This is a genomic window from Leuconostoc sp. UCMA20149, assembly GCF_030400235.1.
GTDB lineage: Bacteria > Bacillota > Bacilli > Lactobacillales > Lactobacillaceae > Leuconostoc > Leuconostoc pseudomesenteroides.
Genome location: NZ_VJYC01000005.1, coordinates 48,340 through 63,840, shown reverse-complemented (window position 1 = coordinate 63,840; position 15,501 = coordinate 48,340). Strand labels below are relative to the sequence as shown.

General features: G+C 38.4%; 25 protein-coding genes. All 25 read right to left on the bottom strand.

What is annotated here, in order from left to right; translation table 11 throughout:
• Nucleotides 1–146 precede the first annotated feature (146 nt).
• On the bottom strand, nt 147–593 hold the full coding sequence (locus FF105_RS05800) for a hypothetical protein (RefSeq protein WP_290046445.1): 447 nt from the start codon (nt 591–593) through the stop codon (nt 147–149).
• A 160-nt stretch (nt 594–753) separates the two neighbouring features.
• Nucleotides 754–1,347, bottom strand: a complete 594-nt coding sequence (locus FF105_RS05795) for a phage tail protein (RefSeq protein WP_290046444.1) — start codon at nt 1,345–1,347, stop codon at nt 754–756.
• Nucleotides 1,348–1,350: 3 nt separating this feature from the next.
• Nucleotides 1,351–1,728, bottom strand: a complete 378-nt coding sequence (locus FF105_RS05790) for a DUF806 family protein (RefSeq protein WP_290046443.1) — start codon at nt 1,726–1,728, stop codon at nt 1,351–1,353.
• Nucleotides 1,728–2,237, bottom strand: coding sequence for an HK97 gp10 family phage protein (locus FF105_RS05785; RefSeq protein WP_290046442.1), 510 nt, complete (start codon nt 2,235–2,237; stop codon nt 1,728–1,730). Before FF105_RS05785 ends, FF105_RS05790 begins: the two co-directional genes overlap by 1 nt.
• Nucleotides 2,230–2,586, bottom strand: coding sequence for a phage head closure protein (locus FF105_RS05780; protein ID WP_290046441.1), 357 nt, complete (start codon nt 2,584–2,586; stop codon nt 2,230–2,232). Before FF105_RS05780 ends, FF105_RS05785 begins: the two co-directional genes overlap by 8 nt.
• 2 nt (nt 2,587–2,588) lie before the next feature.
• Complete coding sequence (locus FF105_RS05775; RefSeq protein WP_290046440.1) at nt 2,589–2,912, bottom strand: head-tail connector protein; 324 nt, start codon at nt 2,910–2,912, stop codon at nt 2,589–2,591.
• A 62-nt stretch (nt 2,913–2,974) separates the two neighbouring features.
• On the bottom strand, nt 2,975–3,454 hold the full coding sequence (locus FF105_RS05770) for a head protein (protein ID WP_290046439.1): 480 nt from the start codon (nt 3,452–3,454) through the stop codon (nt 2,975–2,977).
• Nucleotides 3,455–3,521: 67 nt separating this feature from the next.
• Nucleotides 3,522–4,736 (bottom strand): phage major capsid protein, encoded by a 1,215-nt coding sequence (locus FF105_RS05765; RefSeq protein ID WP_290046438.1) that lies wholly within the window; start codon nt 4,734–4,736, stop codon nt 3,522–3,524.
• An 11-nt stretch (nt 4,737–4,747) separates the two neighbouring features.
• Complete coding sequence (locus tag FF105_RS05760) at nt 4,748–5,458, bottom strand: head maturation protease, ClpP-related (RefSeq protein ID WP_290046437.1); 711 nt, start codon at nt 5,456–5,458, stop codon at nt 4,748–4,750.
• Nucleotides 5,455–6,606: a phage portal protein gene (locus FF105_RS05755; protein WP_290046436.1), complete on the bottom strand. Its 1,152-nt coding sequence runs from the start codon at nt 6,604–6,606 to the stop codon at nt 5,455–5,457. The genes FF105_RS05760 and FF105_RS05755 overlap by 4 nt, the downstream gene beginning before the upstream one ends.
• Nucleotides 6,606–6,806: a DUF1056 family protein gene (locus FF105_RS05750; protein ID WP_188352891.1), complete on the bottom strand. Its 201-nt coding sequence runs from the start codon at nt 6,804–6,806 to the stop codon at nt 6,606–6,608. The genes FF105_RS05755 and FF105_RS05750 overlap by 1 nt, the downstream gene beginning before the upstream one ends.
• A complete protein-coding gene (locus FF105_RS05745; protein ID WP_290046435.1) occupies nt 6,796–8,718 on the bottom strand; it encodes a terminase large subunit in 1,923 nt (640 codons plus the stop codon). Before FF105_RS05745 ends, FF105_RS05750 begins: the two co-directional genes overlap by 11 nt.
• Before the next feature lies 1 nt (nt 8,719).
• On the bottom strand, nt 8,720–9,163 hold the full coding sequence (locus FF105_RS05740; protein WP_290046434.1) for a phage terminase small subunit P27 family: 444 nt from the start codon (nt 9,161–9,163) through the stop codon (nt 8,720–8,722).
• A gap of 233 nt (nt 9,164–9,396) precedes the next feature.
• The gene (locus tag FF105_RS05735) at nt 9,397–9,738 is read right to left on the bottom strand and encodes a hypothetical protein (protein WP_290046433.1); all 342 of its coding nucleotides are present in this window, start codon (nt 9,736–9,738) and stop codon (nt 9,397–9,399) included.
• A 14-nt stretch (nt 9,739–9,752) separates the two neighbouring features.
• Nucleotides 9,753–10,277 carry an HNH endonuclease gene (locus tag FF105_RS05730; RefSeq protein ID WP_290046432.1) on the bottom strand — a complete coding sequence of 175 codons (525 nt, stop codon included), beginning with the start codon at nt 10,275–10,277 and terminating at the stop codon, nt 9,753–9,755.
• A 10-nt stretch (nt 10,278–10,287) separates the two neighbouring features.
• Nucleotides 10,288–10,524, bottom strand: coding sequence for a hypothetical protein (locus FF105_RS05725; RefSeq protein ID WP_290046431.1), 237 nt, complete (start codon nt 10,522–10,524; stop codon nt 10,288–10,290).
• A 51-nt stretch (nt 10,525–10,575) separates the two neighbouring features.
• Entirely contained in the window at nt 10,576–10,854 is a 279-nt protein-coding gene (locus tag FF105_RS05720; protein ID WP_290046430.1) for a hypothetical protein, read from the bottom strand.
• Nucleotides 10,820–11,356, bottom strand: coding sequence for a hypothetical protein (locus FF105_RS05715; RefSeq protein ID WP_290046429.1), 537 nt, complete (start codon nt 11,354–11,356; stop codon nt 10,820–10,822). Before FF105_RS05715 ends, FF105_RS05720 begins: the two co-directional genes overlap by 35 nt.
• A 57-nt stretch (nt 11,357–11,413) precedes the next feature.
• Nucleotides 11,414–11,890 carry a hypothetical protein gene (locus tag FF105_RS05710; RefSeq protein ID WP_290046428.1) on the bottom strand — a complete coding sequence of 159 codons (477 nt, stop codon included), beginning with the start codon at nt 11,888–11,890 and terminating at the stop codon, nt 11,414–11,416.
• 9 nt (nt 11,891–11,899) lie between these two features.
• Nucleotides 11,900–12,547, bottom strand: coding sequence for a hypothetical protein (locus FF105_RS05705; RefSeq protein ID WP_290046427.1), 648 nt, complete (start codon nt 12,545–12,547; stop codon nt 11,900–11,902).
• Nucleotides 12,548–12,622: 75 nt separating this feature from the next.
• The gene (locus FF105_RS05700; RefSeq protein WP_290046426.1) at nt 12,623–13,117 is read right to left on the bottom strand and encodes a hypothetical protein; all 495 of its coding nucleotides are present in this window, start codon (nt 13,115–13,117) and stop codon (nt 12,623–12,625) included.
• Complete coding sequence (locus FF105_RS05695; protein ID WP_290046425.1) at nt 13,117–13,287, bottom strand: hypothetical protein; 171 nt, start codon at nt 13,285–13,287, stop codon at nt 13,117–13,119. The genes FF105_RS05700 and FF105_RS05695 overlap by 1 nt, the downstream gene beginning before the upstream one ends.
• A 200-nt stretch (nt 13,288–13,487) precedes the next feature.
• A complete protein-coding gene (locus FF105_RS05690) occupies nt 13,488–14,024 on the bottom strand; it encodes an HdeD family acid-resistance protein (protein WP_290046424.1) in 537 nt (178 codons plus the stop codon).
• Nucleotides 14,025–14,231: 207 nt separating this feature from the next.
• Nucleotides 14,232–14,399 carry a hypothetical protein gene (locus FF105_RS05685; RefSeq protein WP_290046423.1) on the bottom strand — a complete coding sequence of 56 codons (168 nt, stop codon included), beginning with the start codon at nt 14,397–14,399 and terminating at the stop codon, nt 14,232–14,234.
• Between the two features lie 471 nt (nt 14,400–14,870).
• Nucleotides 14,871–15,287, bottom strand: coding sequence for a DUF722 domain-containing protein (locus FF105_RS05680; RefSeq protein ID WP_290046422.1), 417 nt, complete (start codon nt 15,285–15,287; stop codon nt 14,871–14,873).
• Between the last annotated feature and the right edge of the window lie 214 nt (nt 15,288–15,501).

Here is a 15,501-nt window from a genome sequence, read left to right as displayed (position 1 = left end):
ATCTAGCTTGTCCTCTTTCTTAGAGTTCAAAACTTCAATTAAATCGTAAAAGCTTGTATTTTCAATTTCATTTAAAGACATTCCCAAGTTAATCAGACAATCTTTTTCAAATAAAAGTAAGTCCGTTAATTGGTTTTCGTATTGCATTAGCCCTCGACGGGCTGTGATTTTTTTGATTCACCTGCTTTCATCAATTCCCAATAGGTTTCTTCTGAAATAGCTGGGTTGTTAATCAAAACAGAAACATGCGCTAACAATTCGCCAAGGTCGTTGAATGACAAGTTTTCCAAAATCTCTTTTTGCTTGCCTTTCAAATTGAAAATGGTAGCAAATACATTGATGATTGAGTCAATTTTCTTCAATTGGTCGTCCCAATTTTGAATCTGGCTCTCAATTCGCTTTTGTTCCAAATCAATGATTTCTTCGGCAGTGAGTTTTGTTTCATCAACTTCTGGCTGTTCATTATCTTGAGCGTCAACTCGTTCTTTATAGCCATCTCTCATCATTTTTGTAATTAGTTTTTGATTACGTACAGAGTCCGTAAAAGTAAACTCTTTGTTATTCAACTTTGGTTCTTTAATTGTGATTTCCATGTTTTTTCTCCTTTTGTGAGCAATTAAAAAGCGCTCTTAACGACTATCTAGGGGAGAAATACTAAATAGCCTTTAAGAACGCCCTTTCGGGTGTATTTTTTGTTAATGAACGTTTACCGTTGCTGTTGTATCGGTAGCGGTAACACTGTTAACTGTTGGATTAGTTGCTACTCGGTGCGACATAACCGCCAAACACATCTTTGAGCATTGCGGCCTTATCAAAATTAGCATCACCTGAATACCAAGTTTTGATAGAATCACCCCATTCATCAACGTCCAAGGCAGAGTAAGTCAAAGCATCATCTGCACGTGTTTCTGCGTTAGTGTTCGTTCCGTTATTCAAGCTAGGGCGAACAAGTTGGCCAAAACCGAATCCATAATAAATTTGATCATTGCTATCAATGTCATCTGATGTGATAAGCATTGCAACGTTAGGTTTATCGCCTTTTGTGTAGCCACCTTTGCCATCAGAAACACGACCCAACAGTTTGTTCAAAATATCTTGAGGCAACTTGTTAAAGTCAAGAGCCACTGAAACGTCACCTTTTGAGTGCTGCAAATCAACAGCTTTGTTGTTACCATAAACCTTCGTTGGCGCCGCTTCAATCCCTGTTATATTAGCTGTTTTGGCACTAATGACACCTTTATCGGCTGCATAAACTCCGTCCGCTGATAAACCTTTAACTGCATCTGCAATTAGTTTGCGTGAGTCATCAACTATTGCATATTGAACTAATCTTAAACCTACTGACATGAACTAGTCTCCTATTATTTTCTTATGCGATACATAAAGCACTTTGGTAGATTGGCCTGTATCTGGACTAACATACCGTGCGTCTGAATTGTCAATCACCCAACCATTTGACATGAATAACTTCATCAGCAATACTTCACATTCATCTGGATCATCACCAAACGATTGCGAATAAAAAAGATGTATAGCTACACCTTGTTGCATTTCTGAAAAGTCATCATTGCCAAACGTTACTGGCGTATTGACGTTTTCTGTTATTAAACAGTCTGTTGAATCTGTGTCGTTTAGATGCGCTTTAGGAATATATCCCTTGTAAACGTTATCTAACCAACTGTATTTAGCAGCGTTGATAAGGGTGGCTGCGTCACCTGAAACAGTCATTAGATATCAACCCCTTTCTCTTTGAGAATTTTGTGATACTCTGCGTCTTCTGCTTCAAATATTTCAGGCAATGAAGCGTTACGAACCTTGTCTAAAAAGTCATCACCAGTGACAGCTCTGCGGCCGCCTCGTATATAATCATTGCCTTTACTGTCAGTGCGTGCACTTTTTCCATGAAATTTACTAGAATCATAGATGACATGCTTTGTACCACCAGAAATAAAGTTTGCAATATATGCTTTTTCATCTGGAAAACCGACAACGGATGTACCATCAACGGCACCATCAACGTTTTTGCCTTGTGATTTAACACTATCGGCAAGGTGTGGGTCTTCGCCTGTCTTCCTATTTTGATAATGTTGGTCTTTGATGTATGCTTTCATGTTCTTTTCCAGAACCTTAGCACCAGCCAGAGTAATACGTGCCTGTTCTTCTACGGTCAGATCATAAGCCATTTCCAAATTATCAGCCCATTCGTCTAATCCACCTATGGTTAATTCACTAGCCATTCTTTGCCCCCTTGCGCGTTACTTGCTTCAAGGTCAAAATATCAAAGGCGTTCAAAGCGCCAGTATCATCTGGTGAACTGGAAACAATATCGTATTGCAATCCGTCGCTAGATTGAAACATCAAAGGTGGCTTAATACTATCGTCATGTCGAATAACGATATCTACCGTATCTTGCAAGTCCGTTCCATAAACTTGATAAGTTTGGTTCATGGTACGAGTTCTAACGCCATACCAACGCTTGAAGTCTGGAACAAACTTGTCTTCGTAACCATCCGTCTTATCGTTTTGCACTTGACGAACGGCACCGAATGAGCCACGCTTGTTCAAGTCATAAGGATTTATTTTCATAACTAATCCTCCATAGACAACTGCCACTCGTCCCACATTGCTCTTAGTTGGTTGATAATTGAATCAGAGACTAACGACACTGGCACAACAGTAGTAGCAGACAAAGCAGACCGCTGTTGATAATAAGCACCGGAAAGCGCCTGAACCAATGTATCGAACAAATCAGTAACATCATCTCTGCTATAAAAAGTGTTCGCAGTATCATCAGCACCAATAGCGTTGATTGCAAAGCTTTTAGCGGCGCTCAAATAACCATTGATTAAACTATCATCTTCATCATTATCAACACGTTGACTTGTCTTAAACGCTTCTAAAGTAACTGCCATATAACCTCCTAACACCCGCCCACTTTCGTGAACTGTTTATTTCTTAAGCGAGTAAACTCAATTTAACCAGCTGCCGGTTCAGATACTGTGACTGGCAAATCTGCCTTTGCACCTCCGCCATCAGCAGCAACCCAATGCACTGCGGTAGTACCGTCTTTAACAAAGGTAACGTTGTATGTTCCATCACCGTTATCGACAGCAGTCGCAATGGTTGCGTCTGATGTACCAATATTAACAATCTTATTAGTAGTATTATCAGGTAAGATACCCGACAATGTTACCTTAACAACATCACCAACTTTACCAGTAATTGCAGTCTTATCTAAACTGAACGATGTCATCAGTACGGCAGCTGCTTTAGCTGTGGTAAATGATGGAATTGTTGTTCTGGCTGTTTCGCCAGAATATGCGACGGAAAACTTGTCATAGGTTGTATCTGGCGTTAAATCAGAAACAACTAAGTCTGTGAAGCCGTCAGTCCCTTCATTTTCTACATGCTCTACGATAGTATCATCGTTATAAACATCAAATTTATTAGCCATTAGACCTCCTTATTTTGCAGCAATAGTAGCTGTAGTGTCCGTTGTCACGTTTCCTCTGACATTCGGACTATTTACTCGCAGTAGCCGCAAAGTTAGCTGTTTGGTCAGCAATAGCAGTAAATGAACCTGTAACAACCGCTTCGGTATCGACTGCCTGTGTATCAAAGCGTTCGATAGAACGAATGGCGGTTTGATTACGGTTAAAGGCTTGAGTAGTTTGAGTTGATGTTGTAATTGACATGTTTTGACGATCAAACAATGTGATGAATTCCTTGTAATTACCAAAGTAGAATGGGTGTGTTCCTGTTGAAACATCTGGTAACCATGTATCTTCAACCCAAATAACAGGGTGGCCATCAAGAGCAAATTGCGATCCAGATTGTGTAACGTCACGTTGAATTAGATAATCGCCCATAGCGTTTTTAACCTTACGCAATGCCAAGAAACCACTCTTGTTAGTTAGAATTGATGAGCCACTTAGTAGGGCTGAATCCAAAGAATACATTGTGTCAAACACATCATCAAATTTAGCAAGAGTTGCCTTTTTAGTAGCCTTTGGAAACATTGAAATAATGGCATCGTTACGTGTAACAACACTCTTACGAGCAATATGTTGTTGCAACCAGCCAAGAATATTTTCCGCAGAATCGGCTAACAATGAATTAGGCGCATAGAAAATATCAGCGTAGTCACCAATGTTGTATGAAATTTGACGCAAAGCTGGATAGTCGCCTTCTGGAATATCACTATTTTGATCAGTCAAACGAGTGGCTGGAGTAATAGCGCCAAACTTTTCAATGTTGCGGCTTCCTTTAAGTGTTCCAACCGTTTCAACATTGACAAGTGACTCTAGTGAAGCGTATTGACGCATCAACTGCTTAATAGCTGTTTGTGCGTCATTCGGAATAGTTAAACCAGCTGCTGAATCATCATCGGTTCCAGAAGTAACCATGTCCGTATATCGTGAAGGGTGGCGTAACATATCTTTGAAAGTATCAACAAATTGTTTTTTCTCTTTGTCTTTTGGTTCGCCAGTGATAATATTTGGTTTCTTATCCTTAATTACCTCAGCATTTGCTTGTGCGTCCGTAAACGCAGCTTTGGCAAAGTCACGTGACTTAGTAGCAGCGGTTAAATCGTCTTTAACCTTTGACACTTCTTCGTCAGTGTACTTATTTGGGTCAGCAACCAAGGCAACGGCCATTTCTGATTGCTTAGCTTGCAAATCTTCAACCTTGTGACCGGCTTCAATCCAAGCATTGTTTAGTGTGTTTAAATCCATGAAATTTCCTCCTAATATAAAAGAGCCAACTTCTTTTGAAGCTCGCTCTTGTTGTTCTCTGGTTTATTTTTTGGTGTTTTATCACCAGAATTATCAACCGGTTGTGTTTTACTAATTAAATTCATCAGCTTATTAACTGCTGCCTTACTTGGAATTGGCGATACGGCATTTGTGACAACCGCTTGTTTTTCATCAACAAACATAATGTTATCTGCAAACCCTTTATCGACTGCGTCTTGAGCAGTTAGCCAAGTTTCGTCACTCATTAACTTTAGCAAGTCGCTTTGCGCCATACCTGTTTTTGCTTCATAAGTAGCGGCGATTGACTGGTCAATACCGTCAAGCACAGCGGCTTGGTGTTCTAAATCATCTTTGTTACCTTGTGAAATAATGGATGCTTGGTGAATCATGATTTGTGCAGCAGGTGAAATATTAACAGTATCACCCGCCATTGAAATAACACTAGCAGCACTCGCCGCTAGACCTTGGATATTGACCACCACCTTTCCGGCATACTGGCGTAGCATTGTGTAAATCTCGCTTGCAGCAAACACATCACCACCACCAGAAGCAACATTTAATACAACATCTTCGTTCGGGTCGCCATTAGCTAATAAACTAGCAATGTTTGATGGATTAACACATGCCATGTCAAACCATTGATAAAACATTGCTGTTTGGTCATCAACAACGTCGCCCTTGACATCAATTGTTTTTGTCATTCATTTTCTCCTTCCTGCGGCGGTTGTTCCACCACTGTTTGTGATGGTTCCGGCACGTTTGGTGACAACCAGCCGACTTCTTTAAGTGCGGCAGTTATTTGTTGTGATTCAAGTGTCTTGCTACCCAACAATGATTTAGCGTAACTATCATAAAGTGGGTCAATCGCATGGCGTATGTCAGCCGAGATATTAGCACTAAGTTTTTGATTGAGTTCGCTTAACACCATTTGAATGTCACGATTAAGTGTGTTGCCATACATACCTTGAATTTGTTCGATTGATGATTGTTGGTCACCTTGTCCGTTCAAATAACTATCCGGCATTTGTAACGCTTTAGCGATTTGTGTTGAAGTCCAATCAACTTGTTGTAGCAATGAAGCAATATTACTTTTAATTTCAAGTGGTGTTAATTTTTCACCAGGCATTAAAGTAACCGGAACGCCGCCAGATGTTTGTAGTTGCTTCATCAACGTTTTGGCACGTGCCATAGCATATTTATCGTCAACCTGTCCCGGCAACTCCAACGTACTATTAACACTAACTGATTGAGCCAACGCACTCAAAGTTAGTTGATCAGATTTCTTTTTGATATCCAATGTATTAACCAATGAGTATAGTGGACTAATTCCAGTCATACCATTCATTGAAAAATACCGAAGATGAATCATATCACTTGACGGAACTTTGTCAATTATTCCAATATTAGGCTCGTCAAATGACAACGTGTAAATCAAGCCAGAACCATCCGACAGTTGAAATGTTTGAACCTGTGACGGTCTTAAATATTCCCAATGGTCATCAACACCATTTGTGTTACGCCAACGATAAGCAAATGCTTCACCACCCAAAATCATTTGAGCAAACATTGTTACCCAAAACGTTCTCGAATTAGCAACCTTTGACGGATTGTCTAGTATGCCTTGCAGTCTTGGCTTATCAGCAAGCAATTTAGCACTCGCTAAGTCGCCTGATAACTGTGTCACGGCTGATTGTATATCAGGGTTTTTCAAAGCGTCCCAAGCGCTAATGTACGTGCCATTATCCGGCGTTAAAAAACTCAATACGTCTTGCCAATCACTAATTCCAACCGGTTGAGCAGTAGTTGCTGTTGAGTCTCTTATTTTAAAGTTAGAATGAAACAACGGCATTAAGCATCACCCCCTTTCTCTTTTTGGTCACTAAGCCATTCTGATAGCCAACCGGTAACACCAAATGATAATGCTAAGGTAAACCACAGTAGCGGCTTGTAGATACAAAAAGCGCCATAATTGATGAAACCTGCTGCTAAAACGTAGCAAAACACATCAAAATAGCGCTTAATTACTCGTGAAATTGTCTTAAATATCATCTAAAAACTCCGGATCTATTGCGCCTTTACGCAACCCTTCTTGTATTTGTTCGGCAGCACTCATGCGACTAAACTTAGCAAATTCTGAATTATAGCTAGAATACTCATCAAAGTGATACATGCCTTGAAATAAAGCATCAATCAAGGCATCAACCACATCAATTTTCAGGGTAGCTTTGTTCTTATCTACTGAAATACCATAAGCAGAATTAGTGACAATCGCATTTAACAACGCTTTTTCCATAACAGGGTCATCATATCTAGCTATCTTGTGTGTGGTAAAAGCGTCTTGCAGATACTTTGTTGGCTTAGCTAGGTTAGATGGCCATTGCTTAATGTTCTCAACCTGCCAAGTTGGAAAGTTAGCTATCAATGAGTCTTTAATATTTAATACTTGGTACGAACCAGCTTCATCATATCCAAAGTAGATAACTTGCAAATTGTGGCGTTGAACAAAATCGACTAGCCAATTATAGACTTGGTCGGTATTGATGATACCGTCTTGATGACCTGTAATCGTACAGAAACCACGTTTTTCCAACTCACGATAATTGATACCATCTTGTTTTTCTTTGTTCTCAATACTACCAGCGTGGTTCCAAGGTATAAACGAATGTTGATACAAGAAATACTTACTTTCACCCTCATCATTGATATATGGAAATACAAAGCCAAAGGCTGTGTTATCTGAAAACTGTGAGTAATCAAAGCCGATATAGACTTCACGACCGTTGATATCGAAATCATCTGTAATTGATTCCTCAACACTTTGCAATGAAACGTAGCTGTCAGCAGATGATTGTAACCACATGTTTAGCGATTTGTTTTGAAACGAAAAGATGTTGCCAGCTAATTGGTCGGCGTCTTTTTCTGTTTTCAAATCAAGCATGAGTTTATTATGCTTGTCAGGCATGTCAAGCAATGGATTAGCTTTTACCCACATATCCGGTTGTTCTGTTTCATTGATATCATCAACCGACCATATCAAGCAGCAATAAGTATCACCATCTCGTTTCCAGTCCTGTTCCATTGCGGTAATAATACGTTTTTCGTCTTGATGAAACGGAACTGTTGCGTCAGGATAAGCAGTTGAAATTTGAATAAACTGTTTATCGTTAACATCAACTTGACCAGATGTAATTTTAGAAATCTTATCAACGTCTGAAAACGCAGGGTCACCAAATTCATCCCCGATTGCTGTTTTAAAGTGAGAACCATCATACTGTCCTGATTCCCAAGTAATCGCTTTGAGTTCGTTGTTGTTTGCTGACATAAAAATAGAGTCTGACTTGGAAGCCAAACTCTTTAAATTGATACCGTCTTCAACGCCTAAACTAGCCCATGGCTCTTGCTCCAACAAAACACGTAGCGTACTTTTGATATACGAAAGTATTTTGCTAGTCTGCTTGAAGTTTTTTGAAGTAACTAAATAATCTTGGCTAGCTTCACCAATGGATTCAATCAAGAAACTATATACCGTGATGATTGCCATTAGGTATGTCTTGCCCTGATGACGAGCAACTGAAACAATAGCCCTAGCATAGCGCTTATCACCGTCAGAATGTCGCCAACCTATCAAGGTAGCAAGAATGAATTTCTGCCAAGCCATTAGTTTAACAGGCTTTAACGTTTTAACTTCGGGACATTGCGCCGCAAAGTTTAATATCGCTGTTACATCTTCAAGCGAGTAGTGATATGGAAAGTCCTTATCACCTTGGCGTTGCAAATCTCTTAGGTGTCTAAAACAAGCAAGTTTAATATGATAGCCAGTGACATATTTTCCATCTAACACATCAAAAGCATAGCGAGTACCAGGGTCTTGATATTTGTCTCGAATGTGAGTGAAATCAATTGAACGATATGCACCAATAACATCATGCGTTTTTGTTAAATCAATTTTAATATCGCTCACCTCACTTTCCTAGTGCTTGCTTAATCAAATCAGCTGTGGAAACTTTACTATCTGGATCTGGTAGTTTTAGTTCAAGCAGTTCAGCACGCCCTTTAGGTGTTAGCCCAAGCTCACTGCCTAACGCTTTTAATTTAACCGAAGCAGAGTCCAACATTTTAACTGACGGATTGACTTTATAGCCAACAAAATCAGTACCAATGACTTCACCTGTCACTGGATTAACAACTGTTTTGTATGCAGCAGTCACTGCTTTATTTTCAATCACATGGTCATAAGCAGTTCTCATCATTTGATAATTGATACAAAACGCTTCAACCATTGTTTTATCCATTTCGTTAACAGTTGGATCTGATTTAATTAGCGGAACCAACCTACGCCACATATAACGAGCCGTCCCAGTTAGATACTTGGGTGGCTCATCAGGCAAATCTTTAATTTTACTCAAACAGCCACCTCCTTTCAAAAGTTAGGGTTACTTTAGCTACCACTTTTAAGCCTATTTTTGAGTCAAGAACCCTTTAACATTGCTAGATTAACCTTGTCAAGACCCCCCTATAAAAAATAATCGAAAATTGTTGTTTCGACACAAGACGAGCCCTATGTGTGCGCTCTCCCTGTTCCTTAAACGGGGCGGGGGTGTATTTTTCTGACGATTTAATATCAATACACTTGCAATGTTTAAAACGCCTGAGAAACGATTTTAGGCTGATTAACGTTTACCGATTTAATATTGATAAGCGCACCTATCCTCAAACGATATAAAGCTAATGCAAGTTCATTTAAATCTGACTTCAACAATGCGTTTTCTGTAATGTCAAACTTGGTTGGGTGTATGCCATCAAACGACGATTTGCTTCTCACTGAGATAAACAGTCTACTTGTATAACATTCATCAGTTGACTTAGTTAATCCCATGGCTGTTCGTTTATATTCACTATGAGATTTATGAAACTTAGTTGCTAATTGCTTTGCTTCTAATTCACTTTCGCAAACCGTAACGTGTTCTTCAATGTCTTTCATTGTGACTATCTCCTTTACTTCGGTATCTGGTCAAGATGATTCATATAGTAATCAATCAGCTTAACCGTTGTGATTGGTGTGACATTGTTCTTAGTGAAGCCGTCACTTGAACCATAGTACTCGTCTTCGAATTGGTCTTTCTTGTAGTGACACTTAGGACAAATCACATCGAGGTTATCAATGTCTGTGCTTCTGTTAGGTTCAAACGTGAATGGCACTCTGTGGTCAACTACCTTTGCTGGTGTCGTTCTACCTTCTGTTAAACAGTATTGGCATAGATGATGTTGCTTAGCTAACACGACTTGTCTTAGTGATTGCCATACCTTACTGCGATAGAACTTAACCTGTGCTCGCTTAACTTCATTAGCATTGCGGTTAACTCTGTCGTATCGTTTGCGATAGTTGTTGCCGTTGGTTCGGCTGTACTTCTGTCGTGACTTCAAATATTCTTCTTCCAACGCTCTGTGTTGTTCGCAGTACCAGTGAGGTAATGGTGCTAGGTTATGGCAGTTGGGTTGTCTACATGTTCTTACTTGCATAACGTTCTCCTCACTTTTTTAATCGATTTACGATACTAACTAATCGTTTATAGAAACGGTGCCTTTCTGATATTCTTTTATTTTCAATGCGTTCATCAAGAGTGTTAGCGGGATTAGAATAAAACTCTTTTACATTCATCATTTCATGTGCATTGAAATAAATATATGTTTCGTCATATCCTTTTATCACACCATCATAGACGTTTTCTAGTTGTATACTTTTGTCTTTAACAACTTTTATTTTCATCTTTTCTCCTCATTCACTGCAAAATAAAAAGCGCTTATGCGCTTAGTTGACCTACACTTTACCACGTATCATTTCATAGAAATTAGGAAAGTCTATTTCTCTCAAATTTTTTTCTTCACCCAATGTCATAATAAATAATGTATAAATTTTGTTATCACCAATTTTGTTTACATCAATTGTACCATCTGAAGTCGGATTGATTATTAAAGACACTCTAGAAAACTGTTGATTTGCCATAAATTCATTTTTCATGTGAATGGCATATAAATCATTTTCTATTTTAAGCAGCTTATCATCAATAGAATCTACTTTTTTTACTGATGTTTTCATCTTCGCTTATATTCATCGCTTTATATAAAATCAAAAAACTAGCAAACTTACTTCTGATTAATCTAATATTAGTTTGCAGTTCTGAAAAATAGTATTCATCAAATTCATTTAATAAATTAACAACATTCCTCGAATCTTGATTGATACTATCAGATAAATCTAACCGCCTGAGTGATAATCTTTCATAATACACCTGTGCACCAACTATCAAAATGTATATATCTTCGATTTTTGCCGTGAGCTCTCTAACACGAGAGTCCTTTAAATTTTTTTCATAGGCTAATGCTGATGTTGCCCTTTCTGAATCAATTTGTTGCTTAGCAACCAAATAAGCTATCAGACCAGAGGGAATTATTCCTAAGTAACTACCCCAAAATCCTAACCAATCTCCGTGACCAGTAGTTCCTTGTGGCCACTGTGTATACTGAACCAATAATGGACCACCTACAAAAATAACAACTCCCAAAACTACCATTAAGAACCAAAACCATTTCTTATTCATATCTAGCCTCCAATAGTAGTAATTATACTACTAGAGAGACGTGGGTTGGATTAAAAATTATATTTTTCTGATTTTGGGCTCACGACCTGAATTATCAATCTTTAAATCAGGACGAGGATCAACTAGTTTAATAATCGACTTTTCTGTTAGATTAAGTTCTCGAGCGGCTTTACTCAAAGATACATCTAAGTACTCATTAAGAGAATCTAGTGAACTATGCTCACCAAACATGTCTTTCGAATTTCCATCAATGAAGTGGTTGAAATGTTGAACAAAATCATCAATGCCTATTTCATCACTAATATCGCTATCTAAATCAATCGCTGAAACTCTAATGCCAATTTTATGTCCAAAAAATTTGTTGTTGTTTATTTGAAAATCGACTATTTGACCTTCTGCTTCTTCACGAGTCATTAGCTTACTGTCGTTAATATTGCTTGAAACTTCAACATTGAATTTATTTGGTAACACCTCCAACTTAGAAACATATCTATCATTAAAAGTCATGACCCAATAGTGTGGTTTTTCAATCATATCATTCTCCTAAACGTGCCACTCGGCAACTAGCTTGTCACTATCATATTCAAGCGCATATAGCTCTTTCTTAGATAACGTCCAACCGTTCATGATTTCGTAATTGTCATTTGGTTTAACTGTACCAAGCTGTCGACTAATCACACCACCCTCATCAACTATCTTTTCCTTGTGGAAGTGACCTTTATGGATTTCACGACTGTGTGATAGTGACCAGACACCACCAAACTCATTAGCAAATAACATAGGCAAGTTCTTAGGTGCTAAGTCACCGTGAGCTAACATGATACCCACGTTATCCAATAAATAAGCATCACGGAATTTAATGTTGTTCTGGATAACCGCCTGTGGGTACTTGGCTTTCAAATACTCCATGAATATGTACTCCATGTTGCCCGAATGATTGCCTGCCATTTGTTTGATGTGAAGCGTTGTGCTATTTTTTAATGAAGCAGTGACCAAAACGTCAAAGAACTGTTTAGCGTCCTCAACGGCTTGTACCATATTAACTTCATCAAGCAATGTGCCTTTTAAAGTCTGCGATGACCACATCTGACTAGAATGGAATAGATCACCCAATTGCTCAATCACAATCGTTTTGTAACCCTTATTGATAAGCTCTAGCAGCCTGTCTAAGTGACCTTTAACATCAAGCATGGTAGTTATACCAAAATGCAAGTCAGGTAGTGGTACAACCAGATTATGCGTATCACGTGCAACCTGTTTAACTGTTTATGGCCTAATGTCTGCTTTGAACAGATTAGCAATATCCTGTGGTGTTAATTCATCATCTGACTTTGGCTTAACATTAACCTTTAACTGGAAGTTCCACTTTGGCCCATTATCTGTTGGTGTCGTCCATTGGTTTGGTATTGCCGACACGATACGCCAGTCGTTGACATCAAGATTAAGATACTCAAGGATATCCTCTGGTGTCTTTTGTGTCTGCTCGTTCAGTAGTAGATACTTGGCTGTGATTTTAATATCATCAACCTTACCGTCACTGCCGTAGCTATATTTAGGCTCAATACTAAAATGGTCGTTTTCATTGCCGCTATTTTTAGACTGTGGTGCTTTAGCACTCGCGTACAGTCTAACGGAACGTCGTGCATAATACACACCTGTTTCTTCATAAAGTTTTTCAACTATATTTCTTGAATCAAGTCCTTGCTCACTCAATTCTTGAACACGCTTCTTTAATTCATCAGTCCATCTTGTGTAGCCCATTATCGCCACTTCCTATCATCATAAAAGGCATCCTTGCGCTTGTCTGTATTCAACTTGCGTTTAGATGCCTTCTTGTGCTTCTTGTTATATTTTTGTTGCCGGTCTAGCCTGCGGTAGATGTTTAATTCATCATCACTGGCGACAAGTCCATAATCGCTATCTATTTTCATAACTCACCCTTTGAATATTTTATGTATTAAAAATCTTTGTCTAGAGATATTAGACGTATCGTCTGGAAAGTTATATTTTTGTGACCGTTCAGACTTATATTTTGCGCGCTTTAACTGTTTTATTTTTTGTTTATTATCCAAAATTTTCTCCAAACAAAAACCGCCGTTAGATTTAACTAACGAACGGTTTCAAATACTTATTAATTTTTCAAAGTAAAGTATTGGATTAACTTGAAAATACCAATAACCAACAATGCCATTCCAAAGAACGTCCAGACAATCAATCCACCTAATACCGGACTGAACAGAAGGCTTAATCCTCCCAAAATACTAATCAACGCAGAAATAATTGACCACGTCTTATTCGTACTAATTTGGTTGATGATTGTGATTTGAATGAAGCCTTCAATTAACCATGTCATACCTGTTAATATACCAACAACCAGGATTAACGAAATAGCTGCTGATTGCATGTCGATAAAAATGAAGATACCCGCAACGAGATAAATGATTGACACAATCAAGTTCCCCAATCTGGCCATTCCGTTTTCTACATCACTTTTGAATACAGCTATCAATTTTATCAATCCAACAACAATTAGAGCAGCTCCTATCATTCCGGCGGCTGCTCTAGCACTACGATTAGGCAAAAATACGATCAAAGCGCCAATTATAGTTGAAATCAAACCATCAAAACCTACCGCCCGACGCAACTTATTAAAAAAATCTTCTGACATAAAATATCTCCCTATAACTTTATATGTTTCATTTTACGCCTTTTGTGTAATATATTGCAAAAAGGTTAATTTCAATAAAAAAGCACCCGTTAAGGTGCAACTATCAACTATTGGTTGACTGTTCAATGTGGTTGTAAACCATTAGTTGACGACCACTATGTACGCAATCGCAGGCAAGCGACTGCTATTAAGTTAATGAACTAAATACTAATCTCCAATATCCTTAATCTCTGCATCCGTCCCATCGTAATACCCTCTGGCATAATCATTATGTCCATCGTTAACCATAAAACGTTCTTCATCTTGCTTAATTGATGCAACATAAGCATCGTAATATCCCGCTTTATATTCATCGCTGTGTTTATCACTCATCATCTTTACCTCTTGAAATTTTAAGTTGTGCGGACGTACCGCAATTGACAGGGCAAGGATTTGCACCTTACATGATAATGCAGGACGGACGTGCCAGCACTAACTCTATTTCGTTAAGCGTCTACCTATTCCGCCACCTGTCACGTTTTATAGACTTTACTTGTCTGTGTCATCGCCCACAGTCTGACAGTGATTGCCTTAACGTTTAATAGGCTTTCGCGTTGCTTTTAATGGATGAGCAATAACCACAAATAAAAAAGAACGTCGTCGGCGTTCTTTTTTGTTGTCGATATTTCAATCAACGTATTTTGTGATGATTTGTACTCCCCAGGAGTATTGTGGGTGTTTCGCTAATCAACCCCACAGAAGTATTCTACTACTAAACAGTATTTTTTTGTTAACTATTTGATGATACAAATATAACACCCTTTTTCGCCTAAAAACCTTCACAAAACTCGCATGTTTTTGGCACTTTCACTTATCCACACCCCGACTAGCAAAAACAGAAGTCCTATAAATCTGTTTAATTCTCTGCATATCTCGGTAGCACTGACTCTCTGACTTTGACAATATGCTTGCCACTTGAAGCCAGCTTCGCTTTCTTCTACGATCATAACGCAATTCAAGCATGGCTCTTTCTTCACTGGTCAGCACCTTTAGGAAATTAGACATAAACCATCTGTCTCTAATGAATGATTGCAAAATATAATCGCTTTCTTGAATGATGATGTCATTTTCAGTTTGAATGTTACGTTTATTTTCTGCCTTACCACCACCTATATTTTCATCAAATGACGTTGGCGTTTCAAGTTCTCTAATACGTAGCCTAATCTGCATTTCAATCACACCTGAGAAATAATCACTTAGATATTTATCAACTCTATCCGCCAATTTTCGCTCTTCTTTCTACATGTTATAATATTAAAAACGTCAGGAGGTACTATGACCTTATTACTACTTCACGCTTTAATTTACTTTATGATTTTTCTATTGCTGATCACTCTGTGGATTGGCTTTTTAATACATAGCCGTGGCACGAAAGTAATTTCTATTTTCGGTATAACAATACAAATATTGTTACTTGTCTTTATAAATCGTTATTTGA

Coding starts and splice junctions, on each gene's coding strand:
- FF105_RS05800 (WP_290046445.1), bottom strand. CDS start 593: ATGGAAATCACAATTAAAGAACCAAAGTTGAATAACAAAGAGTTTACT.
- FF105_RS05735 (WP_290046433.1), bottom strand. CDS start 9,738: ATGAAAGACATTGAAGAACACGTTACGGTTTGCGAAAGTGAATTAGAA.
- FF105_RS05750 (WP_188352891.1), bottom strand. CDS start 6,806: ATGATATTTAAGACAATTTCACGAGTAATTAAGCGCTATTTTGATGTG.
- FF105_RS05765 (WP_290046438.1), bottom strand. CDS start 4,736: ATGGATTTAAACACACTAAACAATGCTTGGATTGAAGCCGGTCACAAG.
- FF105_RS05770 (WP_290046439.1), bottom strand. CDS start 3,454: ATGGCTAATAAATTTGATGTTTATAACGATGATACTATCGTAGAGCAT.
- FF105_RS05775 (WP_290046440.1), bottom strand. CDS start 2,912: ATGGCAGTTACTTTAGAAGCGTTTAAGACAAGTCAACGTGTTGATAAT.
- FF105_RS05685 (WP_290046423.1), bottom strand. CDS start 14,399: ATGATGAGTGATAAACACAGCGATGAATATAAAGCGGGATATTACGAT.
- FF105_RS05710 (WP_290046428.1), bottom strand. CDS start 11,890: ATGATTGAAAAACCACACTATTGGGTCATGACTTTTAATGATAGATAT.
- FF105_RS05760 (WP_290046437.1), bottom strand. CDS start 5,458: ATGACAAAAACAATTGATGTCAAGGGCGACGTTGTTGATGACCAAACA.
- FF105_RS05755 (WP_290046436.1), bottom strand. CDS start 6,606: ATGCCGTTGTTTCATTCTAACTTTAAAATAAGAGACTCAACAGCAACT.
- FF105_RS05730 (WP_290046432.1), bottom strand. CDS start 10,277: ATGCAAGTAAGAACATGTAGACAACCCAACTGCCATAACCTAGCACCA.
- FF105_RS05700 (WP_290046426.1), bottom strand. CDS start 13,117: ATGGGCTACACAAGATGGACTGATGAATTAAAGAAGCGTGTTCAAGAA.
- FF105_RS05785 (WP_290046442.1), bottom strand. CDS start 2,237: ATGGCTAGTGAATTAACCATAGGTGGATTAGACGAATGGGCTGATAAT.
- FF105_RS05695 (WP_290046425.1), bottom strand. CDS start 13,287: ATGAAAATAGATAGCGATTATGGACTTGTCGCCAGTGATGATGAATTA.
- FF105_RS05725 (WP_290046431.1), bottom strand. CDS start 10,524: ATGAAAATAAAAGTTGTTAAAGACAAAAGTATACAACTAGAAAACGTC.
- FF105_RS05720 (WP_290046430.1), bottom strand. CDS start 10,854: ATGAAAACATCAGTAAAAAAAGTAGATTCTATTGATGATAAGCTGCTT.
- FF105_RS05715 (WP_290046429.1), bottom strand. CDS start 11,356: ATGAATAAGAAATGGTTTTGGTTCTTAATGGTAGTTTTGGGAGTTGTT.
- FF105_RS05790 (WP_290046443.1), bottom strand. CDS start 1,728: ATGACTGTTTCAGGTGACGCAGCCACCCTTATCAACGCTGCTAAATAC.
- FF105_RS05705 (WP_290046427.1), bottom strand. CDS start 12,547: ATGCTTGATGTTAAAGGTCACTTAGACAGGCTGCTAGAGCTTATCAAT.
- FF105_RS05780 (WP_290046441.1), bottom strand. CDS start 2,586: ATGAAAATAAATCCTTATGACTTGAACAAGCGTGGCTCATTCGGTGCC.
- FF105_RS05690 (WP_290046424.1), bottom strand. CDS start 14,024: ATGTCAGAAGATTTTTTTAATAAGTTGCGTCGGGCGGTAGGTTTTGAT.
- FF105_RS05795 (WP_290046444.1), bottom strand. CDS start 1,347: ATGTCAGTAGGTTTAAGATTAGTTCAATATGCAATAGTTGATGACTCA.